Annotated in this window: 16 protein-coding genes and 1 other RNA gene; 5 read left to right on the forward strand and 12 right to left on the reverse strand. The window is 74.5% G+C overall.

Annotation, left to right across the window (positions count from 1 at the left end; genetic code table 11):
* Positions 1 to 23: 23 nt before the first annotated feature.
* On the reverse strand, positions 24 to 347 hold the full coding sequence (locus ACFWV2_RS09610; RefSeq protein WP_384404285.1) for a nuclear transport factor 2 family protein: 324 nt from the start codon (positions 345 to 347) through the stop codon (positions 24 to 26).
* Between the two features lie 170 nt (positions 348 to 517).
* On the opposite strand from ACFWV2_RS09610, the gene ACFWV2_RS09615 reads away from it, so the two are divergent.
* Entirely contained in the window at positions 518 to 958 is a 441-nt protein-coding gene (locus ACFWV2_RS09615; RefSeq protein WP_384404287.1) for a hypothetical protein, read from the forward strand.
* Between the two features lie 15 nt (positions 959 to 973).
* On the opposite strand, the gene ACFWV2_RS09620 is transcribed toward ACFWV2_RS09615, so the two are convergent.
* Positions 974 to 1,435 carry a VOC family protein gene (locus ACFWV2_RS09620; RefSeq protein WP_384404289.1) on the reverse strand — a complete coding sequence of 154 codons (462 nt, stop codon included), beginning with the start codon at positions 1,433 to 1,435 and terminating at the stop codon, positions 974 to 976.
* A gap of 256 nt (positions 1,436 to 1,691) precedes the next feature.
* Positions 1,692 to 2,090, reverse strand: an RNA gene (gene rnpB, locus ACFWV2_RS09625) — RNase P RNA component class A.
* Between the two features lie 77 nt (positions 2,091 to 2,167).
* Here rnpB and ACFWV2_RS09630 point away from each other — a divergent pair.
* On the forward strand, positions 2,168 to 2,932 hold the full coding sequence (locus ACFWV2_RS09630; RefSeq protein WP_384404291.1) for a MerR family transcriptional regulator: 765 nt from the start codon (positions 2,168 to 2,170) through the stop codon (positions 2,930 to 2,932).
* Complete coding sequence (locus ACFWV2_RS09635; RefSeq protein ID WP_384404293.1) at positions 2,929 to 3,825, forward strand: hypothetical protein; 897 nt, start codon at positions 2,929 to 2,931, stop codon at positions 3,823 to 3,825. Before ACFWV2_RS09630 ends, ACFWV2_RS09635 begins: the two co-directional genes overlap by 4 nt.
* On the opposite strand, the gene ACFWV2_RS09640 is transcribed toward ACFWV2_RS09635, so the two are convergent.
* On the reverse strand, positions 3,770 to 5,323 hold the full coding sequence (locus ACFWV2_RS09640) for an RNB domain-containing ribonuclease (protein WP_384404295.1): 1,554 nt from the start codon (positions 5,321 to 5,323) through the stop codon (positions 3,770 to 3,772). The genes ACFWV2_RS09635 and ACFWV2_RS09640 overlap by 56 nt on opposite strands.
* A gap of 131 nt (positions 5,324 to 5,454) precedes the next feature.
* Between ACFWV2_RS09640 and yaaA the strand changes: the two genes are divergently transcribed.
* Positions 5,455 to 6,222, forward strand: a complete 768-nt coding sequence (gene yaaA, locus ACFWV2_RS09645; protein ID WP_384404297.1) for a peroxide stress protein YaaA — start codon at positions 5,455 to 5,457, stop codon at positions 6,220 to 6,222.
* Between the two features lie 62 nt (positions 6,223 to 6,284).
* Positions 6,285 to 6,926, forward strand: coding sequence for a bifunctional 4-hydroxy-2-oxoglutarate aldolase/2-dehydro-3-deoxy-phosphogluconate aldolase (gene eda / locus ACFWV2_RS09650; protein WP_384404299.1), 642 nt, complete (start codon positions 6,285 to 6,287; stop codon positions 6,924 to 6,926).
* Between the two features lie 22 nt (positions 6,927 to 6,948).
* Here the strand turns inward: eda and ACFWV2_RS09655 are convergent, their stop codons facing one another.
* The 8 genes from ACFWV2_RS09655 to ACFWV2_RS09690 form a co-directional block, all read right to left on the reverse strand.
* Positions 6,949 to 7,761, reverse strand: coding sequence for a MerR family transcriptional regulator (locus tag ACFWV2_RS09655; protein WP_384404301.1), 813 nt, complete (start codon positions 7,759 to 7,761; stop codon positions 6,949 to 6,951).
* Positions 7,736 to 8,281 carry a VOC family protein gene (locus tag ACFWV2_RS09660; RefSeq protein ID WP_384404303.1) on the reverse strand — a complete coding sequence of 182 codons (546 nt, stop codon included), beginning with the start codon at positions 8,279 to 8,281 and terminating at the stop codon, positions 7,736 to 7,738. Before ACFWV2_RS09660 ends, ACFWV2_RS09655 begins: the two co-directional genes overlap by 26 nt.
* Before the next feature lie 76 nt (positions 8,282 to 8,357).
* Positions 8,358 to 8,792, reverse strand: a complete 435-nt coding sequence (locus ACFWV2_RS09665; RefSeq protein WP_384404305.1) for a DUF3592 domain-containing protein — start codon at positions 8,790 to 8,792, stop codon at positions 8,358 to 8,360.
* Positions 8,789 to 9,121 carry a hypothetical protein gene (locus ACFWV2_RS09670; RefSeq protein WP_384404307.1) on the reverse strand — a complete coding sequence of 111 codons (333 nt, stop codon included), beginning with the start codon at positions 9,119 to 9,121 and terminating at the stop codon, positions 8,789 to 8,791. Before ACFWV2_RS09670 ends, ACFWV2_RS09665 begins: the two co-directional genes overlap by 4 nt.
* A gap of 36 nt (positions 9,122 to 9,157) precedes the next feature.
* Entirely contained in the window at positions 9,158 to 9,964 is an 807-nt protein-coding gene (locus tag ACFWV2_RS09675; RefSeq protein WP_384404309.1) for a GNAT family N-acetyltransferase, read from the reverse strand.
* A gap of 80 nt (positions 9,965 to 10,044) precedes the next feature.
* The gene (locus tag ACFWV2_RS09680) at positions 10,045 to 11,541 is read right to left on the reverse strand and encodes a bifunctional RNase H/acid phosphatase (RefSeq protein WP_384404311.1); all 1,497 of its coding nucleotides are present in this window, start codon (positions 11,539 to 11,541) and stop codon (positions 10,045 to 10,047) included.
* Positions 11,541 to 12,284 (reverse strand): zinc ribbon domain-containing protein, encoded by a 744-nt coding sequence (locus tag ACFWV2_RS09685; RefSeq protein ID WP_384404651.1) that lies wholly within the window; start codon positions 12,282 to 12,284, stop codon positions 11,541 to 11,543. The genes ACFWV2_RS09680 and ACFWV2_RS09685 overlap by 1 nt, the downstream gene beginning before the upstream one ends.
* On the reverse strand, positions 12,281 to 13,099 hold the full coding sequence (locus ACFWV2_RS09690) for a Nif3-like dinuclear metal center hexameric protein (RefSeq protein ID WP_384404313.1): 819 nt from the start codon (positions 13,097 to 13,099) through the stop codon (positions 12,281 to 12,283). Before ACFWV2_RS09690 ends, ACFWV2_RS09685 begins: the two co-directional genes overlap by 4 nt.
* Positions 13,100 to 13,147: the final 48 nt, after the last annotated feature.

Below are 13,147 nucleotides of genomic sequence, written 5' to 3' on the forward strand. Positions count from 1 at the left end.
TCAGCCGCCAGTCCCTCAGCCGGTCAGGCCTGCCCGGTCTCGAAACGGGCGATCCTCCCGCCCTCGACGGTGAAGCGCCAGCGGGTCCGCATCTCGCCCCAGGTGTCGTTGCGGAAGCGGGCGACGAGATCACGCCCGTCACCCTTCTCGGACTCGATCTCCATGTGCCCGCGCGAGGAGAAGACCTCCTTCTCCGTCCACGCGGCCAGGTCGCGCTCGGACCCGTCGTCGGACATGGTCGCGCCGGGCGTGAGCGCCTCCCGGAAGGCCTCCTCGTCGTTGGCGTTGAGGGCCGTGACGAAGGCACGCACGGCGGGATCGGTGAGCTGATGCACGGGAATCGTCATGCCCCACCCGTACACCGGGCGGGCGCGCACCCTCGGCCGGGCGCGCGGAACTGTCACCTCCCTGACGACTTCTCAGCTCCACACAGCCTATGACCTGCGTGTTCACCGGCCCTGAAGACGGCCGCCCGGGGCATGGTCGGGTGACTCCCGCACCCAACCCAGGAGGAGCCATGCCGAACGACGGCAAGGTCGTCAAGCTGTACGTGAAGGGGGCCCCGGTCGGGGTCGAGGACGGAACGCTGGTCGGCTTCCTCGCCGAGCCCGACCGGGCCCGCGCGCCGGAGTGGCTGCTCACCCCGGAGGGCGAAGGGTTCCGTCTCACCGCGAAGGGCACGGAGGAGACCGTCGTGTCGGAGGGCACCGAACGCGCCCCCGTGGCGGTCCGTTCCGACGACTCCCCCGCCTCCGTCTGGCGCCTCCAGCGCGTGGACGGCGACGGCGCGACGACGATCACCTCGGCGGCCGATCTGCGGAGCGGCACGTACGCGATCGACCAGAACGGCCTGGCCCTCGGCCGTGACCTGTTCGAGGACCGGTCCTCGCTCCCCAAGCGCGTCTTCGTCCGTACGGACGACCGCGACCCGCAGTGGACGATCGAGGTCCTCGACTGACTCACGCCGACCGCGTCAGTCCAGACAGAACTCGTTGCCCTCGGGGTCGGCCATCACGAGGAATCCGGTGCTCATCGGGGGCTCGGGCTCGAAGCGGCGCAGCCGCTTCGCCCCCAGTCCCATAAGCCGGTCGCACTCGGCCTCCAGGGCCGCCATCCGCTCCTCCCCCTCCAGGCCGGGGGCGGCGCGGACGTCGAGGTGGACGCGGTTCTTGGCGACCTTGTCCTCGGGCACCTGCTGGAAGAACACCCGCGGACCGTTCCCGTCCGGGTCCTCGATGGCGGACCGCGTGTTGCGCTGGTCCTCCGGCACGCCGATCCGCGCGAGGAAGTCGTCCCAGGCGGCCAGCGGATCGGCGCCCTCGGGCAGGTCCACCCCGGGCGGCCCGGGGTGGACGTAACCCAGCGCGTCGCGCCAGAACGCCGACAGGGCCCGGGGGTCGTGGGCGTCGAAGGTGACCTGGAAGTGGCGGCTCATGGAACTGCTCCGTTCGTAGCGGGGTCACGCCTCCATGCGTCCACCGTGACACCCCGCACTGACAGCGGCCCCATGACGACCGGAAGCCAGGTGCCCGCCAGCACCGAAGCGGCCGCACCGGCCGGGCCCGGGACCGCGTCCGAAGAGCGCCGACGGCACGACCCCACCCGCTACGGATGCTTCCCCGTCGAGGGCAGACGAAAGGCCCCCGACCAGGCGCGAACCTGATCAGGGGCCCTTCCCTCACGTGGGCCGACAGACGAGTCGGGCTGTACGCCGGGTTCTGTGCCCCGGGACCTCGCGGTCGTCGGGGCGACGGCCATCCATCTAGGACCGGCGTTGCCGCCGGCCTCCTGCGGTCTACCCGCGGACTCGGGCGAGCAGCCCTCGAACATCCGCGCAGGGACACCGGAGTGTCCCCTCTTGACCTTGCTCCGGGTGGGGTTTACCTAGCCGCCTGAGTCACCTCAGGCGCTGGTGGTCTCTTACACCACCGTTTCACCCTTACCGAGGACCGAGGTCCCCGGCGGTCTGTTTTCTGTGGCACTGTCCCGCGGGTCACCCCGGGTGGCCGTTAGCCACCACCCTGCTCTGTGGAGCCCGGACGTTCCTCGGGGAGATCCGGGGATCCCCACGCGGCCGCCCGCCCGGCTCGTCTGCCGTGCCGACCATGCTACCCGGCGCGCGGAGACCGCTTGACCTTGTCGCAGCGTCAGGGTTTCTACTGGGCGCATGCGTATCGGCGAGATCGCCGCCCTCGTCGGGGTCACCCCTCGGGCCGTGCGGCACTACCACCAGTCGGGCCTGCTGCCCGAGCCCGTGCGGCGGGCCAACGGGTACCGGGAGTACGGCGTCCGGGACGCCGTACTGCTCGCCCGGATCCGACGGCTCACCGAGCTGGGCCTCGGGCTCGACGAGGTGCGGGACGTGCTCGCGGACGACGAGGGGCGGGGGCTCGTCGAGGTGCTGGAGGAGCTGGCGGAGGACCTGGCACGCCAGGAGGCGGTGATCCGGGCGCGCCGGGAGCGTCTCGCCCCGCTCCTCCACGAGGCAAGGGCCGGGCGGTTGCCCGCCGACGGGCCCGTGTCGCCGGAGCTCGCCGCGCTCCTCGCGGGTCTGGGCGAGCTGCCCGAGTCCCCCATGGCCGCGAAGGACCGGGAGCTCCTGGCACTGCTCGACGTCGTCGTGCCCGAGGAGGAGCGGGTCCGGCTGATGGGCCTGATGCGGGACACGGCGGAGCACGCGCGCGTGGTGTACCCGCTGCTCGACGCGCTCGCCGGGGCGGAACCGGACGACCCGCGGGTCGCGGAGGCCGCCCGGGTGCTCGCCGACTGCCTGCCGGACGAGCTGGGGGTGGACATCCCGGGCGCCGGGTCGGACGGCTTCCCCGACGGCTCCCTCGCCGACACCTTCTTCGCGGACCTCTCCCCGGCCCAGTCGGCGGCCGTCCGCCGGGCGCTCCGCCTCGTCAGGGACCGACGGGAGCAGAGCCGATGACGACCGGCCCCGACGGCGCCCGCCGCTCGGACGCCGGCCGGTCCGATGCCCTCCCCTTCCTGCCCGTGCGCCTTCTGCGTCTCACCGCCTGTGTGGCGCTCCCCGCCGAAGTCGTCCTCGCGGTCCTGCTCGTCGGCGGGGTGCGGATACCGGGGGCCGTGTGGGCCGTCGCCGAGCTCCTCGTCGTCATGCTCCTGCTCGCCGAGGGTCTCGCCTGTCTGCGGCTGCGGCGGCGCGGGCTCTCGCGGCGGGACGCCGTGGCCGAGCTGGTGCCCCGGCCCGTTCTGCGGATCATCGGGCACGAGCTGCGGATCATGACCAGCCTGGTGCGGTGGGCGGCGCGGCGGCCGCAGGGGGTGGACGGCGCGGACGCGGTCTTCCCGCACGCGCGTGACCAGGCGGCGCTGATGTACGGCTTCGCGTTCGTGTGCCTGGTCGAGACGGTCGGCATGTCGTACCTGCTCGCCGACTGGCCGCTGGTCCACGCGGTCGTCCTCGTCCTGGACGTGTACACCGTGCTGTTCGTCCTCGGGATGCACGCCGCCGCCGTGACCCGGCCGCACACCCTGACCGGGAACGTCCTGCGGCTGCGCCAGGCCGCGCACGTCGACGTCCGCGTCCCCGTCGACCGGATCGCGGCCGTACGCCAGGAGCTGCTGTTCACGCACGAGAAGGCCGAGGGCGAGCTGAACCTCGCCGTCGGTTCCCAGACCTCCGTGACGATCGAGCTGGTCGAGCCCGTCGACGCACCCCGGCTGCTCGGCGCGCCCCGGCCCGTACGGGTCCTGCGGGTGCACGCCGACGATCCGCGCGCCCTGCTCGCGCACCTCCGGGGGCTCACGCGGGAGCGAACAGCACCTTCGACGACCCCGGGTCCGCCTCCGTCAGTCTGACCCGCAGCCACTCCCCCAGCGGCAGCCGCGTCCCGCCCCCCTCGATCCGGGCGACGACCGCGGGGTCGTCCAGGTGGACGGTGCCGACGGACGGCTCGCGCTCCTTCACGTCGATCACGTACGCGTCGAAGACCTCCCCGACCCGGTCCCTCAGCAGGGCCGCCTCGACCACGTCGACGCTCTCGCGCTCGACGGCGTTGGCGCGGCGCGATCCCGCGGCCATCTCGTCGGGGAGGGCGGGCAGGGCGGCCCGTACCCACTCGGGCGGTTCGTCGCCCGCGACCGCCGCCACGCACAGTTCGCCCGCGTAGCGGTCGACGAGCCGCCGCAGCGGCGCGGTGCAGTGGGTGTACTCGTCGGCGACGGCGGCGTGCACGGCGGGGGTGGGGACGTGCCCGTCGGTGAAGACGGTGTACCCGGCACCGCGCAGCAGGGTCGTGCACTCCTGGAGGAAGGCGGCGTGGCGCGGGTTCGCGGGGTCGGCGGCGCGGACCACCTCCGCGTACGAGACGTGGTGCGGCCAGTCGACGCCCAGGGCCTGCGCGGAGCGGCGCAGGCGGGCGACGGCGCCGTCGGGGGCGGTGGGGAGGGTGCGCAGGATGCCGGTGCCCGCGGCGGTCATGAGGTCGGCGGCGGCCATGCCGGTGAGCAGGGAGATCTGGGCGTTCCAGCCGTCGGCGGGGAGCGGGGCCCGGTAGGCGAGGGAGTAGCCGCGGTGGTCGTGAGGGTGCGGTGGGTCGTGGGGACCCGGTGGGATGTGAGGGGCGGGTGGGGTGTGGGAGTGGGGTGGGATGTGCGGGTCGTTCGGGGCGCGGTGGTCGCGCGGGTCCTGCTCGACGATCTCCTGCTCGGGGACGTTGAGGGAGATGCCGCCGCGTTCGGCTTCGAGGGCCTCGCGGAGCCGGCCGATCTCGCGGAGGAGGGCCAGCGGTTCCTCGGCCGTACCGCCGTCGATCTGCCGCTGCACGCCCGCGTAGTCCAGTTTGGCGCGACTGCGGACGAGGGCGCGGCGGACGTCGGTGGCGACCCGGCGCCCTTCGGCGTCGAGGTCGATCCGCCACAGCAGGGCGGGGCGGGGTTCGCCGGGGAGGAGGCTGGCGGCGCCCTCGGACAGGACGGCGGGGTGGAGGGGAATCCTGCCGTCGGGGAAGTAGAGGGTGAGGACGCGCCGGTGGGCCTCGGCGTCGAGCGCGGAGCCGGGGGCGACGAAGGCGGCGACGTCGGCGATGGCGTAGTGGACGCGGTAGCCGCCGTCGGCCCGGCGGGTCAGGTGCATGGCCTGGTCGAGGTCGGTGGAGGTGGGCGGGTCGACGGTGAAGAGGGGCAGGTCGGTGGCGTCGAGCGCGGGAAGCCGGGGGGCCTTGGCGGCGGCCTCGGCCTCGGCGAGGACGGCGGGCGGGAAGTCCTCGGGGATCGCGAGCTCGGTACGGAGTGCGCGCAGGGCGGCCCGCAGCGGAGCCTCGGCTGCGCCGGTCACGTGAAGGTGGCGGCGGGGCATGGACCGAGCGTAGGGCGGGGTTCCGTGCGCGGCACCCTGAACGGCCGTACTGCGGGGAAGGGGACCGGCGCTTTGTAGTCTTGACGGCCGGGGCCGCACCCCCGATCCCGTACGGACGAAGGAGAACCACCGTGCTCGTGCTGTTGCCGCCCTCCGAGGGCAAGGCCTCCTCGGGGCGCGGGGCGCCGCTCAAGCCGGAGTCGCTGTCCCTGCCGGGGCTCGCCGAGGCACGGGCGGCGGTCCTGGACGAGCTGGTCGAGCTGTGCGCGGCCGACGAGGAGAAGGCGTGCGAGGTCCTCGGTCTGAGCGAGGGCCTGCGGGGTGAGGTCGCGAAGAACGTGGAGCTGCGGACGGCGGGCGCGCGTCCGGCGGGCGAGATCTACACGGGCGTCCTGTACGACGCGCTGGGTCTGGCGACCCTGGACGCGGCGGCCACGCGGCGGGCCGGGCGGTCGCTGCTCGTGTTCTCCGGGCTGTGGGGCGCGGTGCGGGTGACGGACCGGATCCCGTCGTACCGCTGCTCGATGGGGGTCAGGCTGCCGGGGATCGGCGCGCTGGGCGCGCACTGGCGCGGCGCGATGGCGTCCGTGCTCCCGGAGGCGGCCGGGACCGGTCTGGTCCTGGACCTGCGCTCGTCGGCGTACGCGTCGGCGTGGAAGCCGAAGGGGGAGGTGGCGGCGCGGACGGCGACCGTGCGGGTACTGCACGCGCCGACCCGGAAGGTGGTCAGCCACTTCAGCAAGGCGACGAAGGGGCGGATCGTGCGGAGCCTGCTGGAGGCGGGCGCGGCGCCGCGGTCGCCTGCGGAACTGGTGGTGGCGCTGCGGGACCTGGGGTACGTCGTGGAGGAGAGCGGGAAGGCGGGGGCGCTCGACGTCCTGGTGGACGAGATCCACTAGGAGTCGTTGCACTCTCCGCAACGATCGTTGCGGGTCATGCTCACCCTGGGCAGGATGAGGCCATGACGAGCGTGTTCGATCTTGCCCCGAGGACCCCCGTCGTCCCGGTCGTCGTGATCGAGGACGCCGCCGACGCCGTGCCCCTGGCCCGCGCCCTCGTGGCCGGCGGGCTGCCGCTGATCGAAGTCACCCTGCGTACCCCGGCCGCGCTCGACGCCGTCCGCGCGATCGCGGCCGAGGTGCCGGACGCGGTCGTCGGCGCGGGGACGGTCGTCTCGGCGGCCGGGGTCGCGGACGCGGTCGGCGCCGGTGCCCGGTTCCTCGTCAGCCCGGGGTGGACCGGGCGGCTGCTCGGCGCGATGCGGGAGTCGGGCGTGCCGTTCCTGCCGGGGGTGTCGACGGCCTCGGAGGTCGTGGCCCTGCTGGAACAGGGGGTGGACGCCATGAAGTTCTTCCCGGCCGCGGCGGCGGGTGGCGTCCCCTACCTGAGATCCCTCGCGGGACCGCTCCCCCGGGCCCGTTTCTGCCCGACCGGCGGCGTCTCCCTCGCCTCCGCTCCCGCCTACCTGTCCCTGCCGAACGTCGGCTGCGTCGGCGGTACGTGGATGGTGCCGCCCGCCGCCCTCGCGGCCCGCGACTGGGTGCGGGTCGAGTCCCTCGCCCGGGGGGCGGCGGCTCTGCGGTCCGGGCCGGCCCCGGCGTAGGGCGCGCGCCTCCGGCAGGCGGTCACTGCCAGGTCGCGGTGTCGGGGTCGATGCCGTGAGCGCGCGCGTCGGCGTCGACGAGGCGACGGAACCACGCGGCGAGGCCGACGCGGATCCCGTCGTAGTGGGCGGCGTACGCCGGATCGTCCTCGAACATGCGGCCGAGACAGACCTGCATCTGCCGGGTGAGGGGGAAGTACGCGGCGAAGAGGTCGCGGTGGCGCTCGACGAGTCCGTTCGCCTCCGGGCTGCCGGGTGCGACGCCGGCGTCCATCGCGTCCCCGAGGGCGCGGTCCAGGTCGGCCATGGCGTCGGCGACGGCCTGCCACTCCTCAGGACCGCGCGCGGCCGAGCGTTCGGCGTACTGCTGCCACTGCGCCGTGTGCCCGTAGCGCCGTCGGGCTTCGGCGGGCCACTCCGGGTTCCACCCGGGGCCGAGGATCGCGGCCTGCTGCTCGACGGTCAGCAGCAGACCGCGCTCGTGGGCGTCGATCATCCGGTCGAGGCCGGTGCCGAGCCGTTGGAGGCGCTCGATCCGTTCGTCGACCTGGGCGCGCTGGGCCCGCAGCGCGCCGGCCACGTCCGCGGTCGGGTCGTCCAGGACGGCCCGGATCCGGTCCAGGCCGAGACCGAGCTCCCGGTAGACGACGACGCGGTGGAGACGTTCCAGGTCACCGGCGGTGTAGAGCCGGTACCCGGCGGCCGTCCGCAGCGAGGGCCGCGCCAGGCCGATGTCGTCCCAGTGGTGCAGCGCGCGCACCGTCACGTCCAGATGCCTCGCCGCCTGGCCGACGGTCAGGCCGTCGCCGTCAGGGGCGTCGGACGGGGTTCTCACGGTCGCCGCGTCCGGCGCCCGGCGGGGTGATCCCGATGGCTTCAAGGTTCCGCGCCTCCTGGCCGGCCGGATCGAGGGGTTTCGCCGCGGTGAACACGACCCGCGCGTTCTCGGGAGTGATCACCGTCACGTCGCGGGTGTTCCAGGGAGTGTCCCGTGGACCGTCGACCGCGTGCGGGCGCAGCGTACGGCAGGCCTCGACGAGGGAGTCGACCTGGTCGAGCACGCACGCGAAGCTGACGCTCATCGCCGGGGGCTGCTCCGCGACGCTCTCCGCCCGGACGAGGAGGACGTCCTGGAACGCCCAGCGGCGCAGGTGCACGAGTGTGCCGGGGATGGTGAACAGCTCGAAGAAGCCGAGTCCTCGCACCCAGAAGTCCACCGACGCCGCCAGGTCACCGGTGGGGATCGTCACGAACGCGGGCATGCCGTAGATGCCGTGGAACGGCTCCGGCGCGGTGGCGTCCGGGCCGGGAGTGGGTACGGGGCTGATCTCGAACGCGTCGTAGTAGTCGCTCATGGGCCCACCCTCCGGCCTCACGCCACGTGAGGGTCAAGCCGGACGTCGCGGCCCGCCACGAGACGCCCTGGAAGCCCTAGAAGCCCAGGAGGCTCGTGTTGGCGAGCAGGGCGAGGACGAAGAGGGACGTCGGGACCAGGCCCGCCAGTCCGAGGGCCGCGCTGCGGACCAGGAAACCGCCGGTCGGGGGCGGCGCCGCGCGGCGCGGGTGCTCGGGGTCGTACAGGACCTCGGCCGTCCTGCGCACCTCGCCCCAGGCCCAGAGGGAGACCCGCGAGGGCACACGCGTGTGCTTCTCGCCGTCGACGGTCGTGTACGAGAAGTACGGGAACTCCCACAGCGAGAGGCCCTTCGACCAGATCTGGACGTGACCGTCGATCCGGGCGACGACGCCGATGCCCCGGCGGCGCAGGACCAGGAGGGCGTGGAAACGGCGGCCCACCCGCCAGAGGATCACCCCGCCGAAGAGGCCGAGGACGCCACCGACGATCAGGGACACGACGGCCGTCACGGCGCTCCGGGGGCCCACCGCGCCGACCACCGCCAGGGCCAGCGCGTAGGCGCCGAGCAGGGAGCCGGTCCGGACCGCGCGCCGGGCCGACTCGCCGAGGCCGCCGCCGCGCGCGCGTTGGGTCCGGTCAGGGCGACGGAGCCGCCGAGACCGTGCCGGGCGCCGGTGGGGTCGCCCGCGAGGACGACGCGTACCGCGCCGCCGCCCGTCTCCTCCACCGAGGCGATCGCCCGGACCGGCACCGTCCAGGTCGCGCCGTCCCGCACGATCCGCAGACGCTCGCCGTCGAACCTCGCGCGCGTGCCCCTCGCCGACAGCACCGTCTCCACAGCCCTACCCCCGCCCCCGTACGACGTCGGCGTGCATCATACGGTCACGGGGGCGAACGCGACCCCGAGATGGTCCGTCACCGGGCGGTAGCCGAGGCGCCGGTAGAGGGCGTTGCTCGTGGGGTTGCCCAGGTCCGTGAAGAGCAGGACCTGGCCGGCGCCGGAGTCCAGGGCGGCCCGGCCGACGGCGGCGGTCACTCCCGCCGCGTGGCCCCTGCCCCGGTCGGCGGGCGGGGTGTAGACGAGGTGGACGCGGGCCTGGCCCTCGATCGTGCGGGAGACCGCGGCCATCGAGACCGGTCGGTCGTCGGGGCTCTCCCAGAGCAGCAGGCGGCCCTCGGAGATCCGCTCGCCGACCGGGCCCGTGAAGTCCTGCTCGGGGTCCTCCCCGATGTCCCGGGCGAAGTCGCGCGCCCAGGCTGCGGCGAGCGGTACGTCCGCCGCGTCCGCGACACGGGCCCGGCCGGCGGGGGCGGGGTCCGGCGGGATCAGCCTCCCGAGCCGGAAGAGCCGCATCCGGACGGTGGGCCTCCAGGGGCGGCCCGAGGCCTCCGCGTACGCCTCGACGGCGGCCGTCTCACCGCGCAGCTCCGTCGGTTCCGTACCCGCCGGGAAGACGAGGGCGCGGGCCGCTTCGACGGGCATCGCCCCGAAGGCGGGCACGCGGGGCGGCGACTCGGCAAGCACCCCTGTGACCCGGCCGTCGGGCTCGGCCCACCAGCCGAGCCGGTCCGCCCGGTCCATGAGCGTCAGTACGGCGGTGTTACGCGCGGGATCGGCGGCGAGGTGCTCCGCCGCGGCGGTACGGAACGCGGCGGAGTCCTCGGTGAAGTGCCAGGTCATGACGGGATGGTGGTACGGGGTCGGGGCCCCGCGCCACCCTTTTGCCGCCGCGCCTGCGGGCGCTCAGGTCCTTCGGGCGCTCAGGTCCTCAGGTGCGAGGTGTCGTTGAGGAGCCGTACGGAGGCGTTGCCGTCCGCGTAGTAGGCCACGGCGGAGATCGACGCGGCCGACAGCTCCATCCGGAACAGCGACTCCGGCGGGGCGCCGAGCGCGAGCCGGACCAGGGTCTTGATCGGGGTGACGTGGGTGACGAGGAGCACGGTCCGGCCCGCGTGGGCGGCGGTCAGCCGGTCCCGGGCCGCGGCGACCCGGCGGGCCACGGCCGCGAAGCTCTCGCCGCCGCCGGTGGGCGCGGCCTTCGGGGAGGCGAGCCAGGCGTCGAGGTCCTCCGGGTGGCGCTCCCGGACCTCGCCGAAGGTCAGCCCCTCCCAGGCGCCGAAGTCGGTCTCGCGCAGGCCCTGTTCGATCCGGACGTCGAGCCCGAGGCGGGCGGCGACGGCGGCGGCGGTCTGCCGGCACCGGGTGAGCGGCGAGCTGACGATCTCCTGGATGGTGCCGCGCGCGGCGAGCGCCTCCGCGACGGCCTGGGCCTGCCGCAGCCCGGCCGCCGAGAGCTCGGGGTCGGTGCCGCCGCTCCCCGAGAACCGCTTCTCGGGCGTGAGCGCGGTCTCACCGTGCCGCAGCAGCACGAACGTGGCAGGCGCCCCCATGTCGGGCCCGGCGGACCAGCCCTGCCGGGGGGCGCCGGCCCGGGGCGAGACGGGCGGGGTGGCGGTGGTCCCGACGTTCGCGGGCGGTGTGGTGGTGATCCCGACCGAGGCAGCCGGGGCGGTACCGGCCGACGCGGTGGTCCCGGACGAGGCGGAAGTCCCGGCCGACGGGGTTGTCCCGGCCGAGGCCTCGGTCCCCACCGACGCGGTGGTCCCGGCCGAGGCGGAAGTCCCGACCGACGGGGTGGTCCCGACCGAGGCCGACAGGGTGCCGCCGGTCGGCGCGGTGCCGCTCACCGCAGCCGTCGCCAGCGCCGCCCTCGCTCGGGCCGCGCCCGCCGTCGCGTCGCCCGGTGGGCCCGACGGGGGCGGGGTGGCGGCGTTGCGGGCGGCGGAGGTGTCCAGGGCGGCCGTCGAGGCGGACGGCTCCCACCGGCGGCCCCGCTTGCCCGCGTCCATCGCCTCGTTCGCGAGCCGGTCCGCGTGCTTGTTGCGCTCGCGCGGGATCCACTCGTAGCGGACCCGGCCCGCCGGGAAGACCCGACCGGCCTCGGCGGCGAGCGGCTTCATGTCGGGGTGCTTGATCTTCCAGCGGCCGGACATCTGCTCGACGACCAGCTTGGAGTCCATGCGGACGTGGACGGTGGCGTCCGGGAACAGCTCCCTGGCCGCCTTGAGGCCCGCCACGAGGCCCTTGTACTCGGCGACGTTGTTCGTCGCCACGCCGATGTACTCGGCCGCCTCCGCGAGCGTCTCGCCCGTGGCGGGGTCCAGGACGACCGCCCCGTAGCCGGCGGGACCCGGGTTGCCCCGGGAGCCCCCGTCGGCCTCGACGATCAGCTCTCGCGAAGACGGAAGGGCGGACATTACAGGCCGGACTCCGAGGTGCGGATGAGAATGCGGCGGCAGTTCTCGCAACGGACGACCGCGTCACGCGCGGCGGCGCGGATCTCGTTGACCTCGGTGATGTTGAGCTCGATGTGGCAGCCCTCGCACTTGCGCTGGTACAGCCGGGCCGCGCCGACGCCGCCCTGCTGCTCGCGCAGCTTCTCGTACAGCTTGAGGAGGTCGGCCGGGACGGAGCCCGCGACGAGCTCGCGCTCCTTCGTCACGGAGGCGACCTCGGCGTCCAGCTCGCTCTCGGCGGCGTCGCGCCGGGCGGTGGCGTCCACGGTCTTGGCCTCGACGGCGGAGACCCGCTCGGTCAGCTCGGCCAGACGCTCCTGGACGGACTCGCGGCGCTCCATGACCTCGAGGACGATCTCCTCCAGGTCGCCCTGGCGCTTGGCGAGGGAGACGATCTCGCGCTGGAGGCTCTCCAGGTCCTTCGGGGAGGACACGGCGCCGGAGTCGAGGCGCTGCTGGTCGCGCGTGGCCCGCTGGCGGACCTGGTCGACGTCCTGCTCGGCCTTGGTCTGCTCACGGCCGCAGTCGCTCTCCTCGGTCTGCGCGGCGACGAGCAGGTCGCGCAGCTGGGTGAGGTCCTTGGTCAGCGACTCGATCTCGGCGTGCTCGGGCAGCGACCGGCGCTTGTGCTCGAGCTGCTGGAGGCGGACGTCCAGGCCCTGGACGTCGAGGAGGCGGATCTGGTCGGCGGGCGCGGCGTTCAGTTGGGGGCTCCAGGGGAGGTGTGGTGGGAGGACCAGGGGTCGGTGACCGTCTTCGAGACGTGCACGCGGAGGTCCCAGCCGTGGCGGTCGGAGATCTCGTCGAGCTGGGTGGCGGCCTGCTGGCACCAGGGCCATTCGGTGGCCCAGTGGGCGGCGTCGACGAGGCCGAGCGGTGACTGCTGGGTGGCCTCGGAGACGGGGTGGTGGCGCAGGTCGGCGGTGAGGAAGGCGTCGACGCCGGCGGCCCGTACGGCGTCGAAGAGGCTGTCGCCGGAGCCGCCGCTGACGGCGACGCGGCGCACGGTCATGCCGGGGTCGCCGGCCACCCGGATGCCCTGTGCGGTGGCGGGCAGCCGCTTCGCGGCACGCGCGGCGAACTCGGCGAGGGTCTCGGGGTGGTCGAGTTCGCAGATCCGGCCGAGGTTGTTCTCGGGTACGAGGGGGCCGGTGATCCGCAGGTCGAGGGCGCCCGCGAGGGCGTCGGAGACACCGGGGTCGGCGGTGTCGGCGTTGGTGTGGGCGACGTGGAGGGCGATGTCGTGCTTGATGAGGCCGTGCACGACCCGGCCCTTGAAGTGGCCGGCCGCCACCGTCGTCGTACCGCGCAGGTAGAGCGGGTGGTGGGTGACGATCAGGTCGGCGCCGAGGGCGATCGCCTCGTCGGCGATCTCCTGGACGGGGTCGACGGCGAAGAGCACGCGGGTGACCTGGGCGTCGGGGTCGCCGCAGACGGTGCCGACGGCGTCCCACGACTCGGCCCGCTCGGGTGGCCAGAGGGCGTCGAGCGCGGCGATGACTTCAGACAGGCGGGGCACGGGGGAAAGGCTACCTGGCTCACGCGCCCGGCCGTCGTGCCCGGTGGG

Source organism: Streptomyces sp. NPDC058671, assembly GCF_042716475.1.
Classification (GTDB): domain Bacteria; phylum Actinomycetota; class Actinomycetes; order Streptomycetales; family Streptomycetaceae; genus Streptomyces.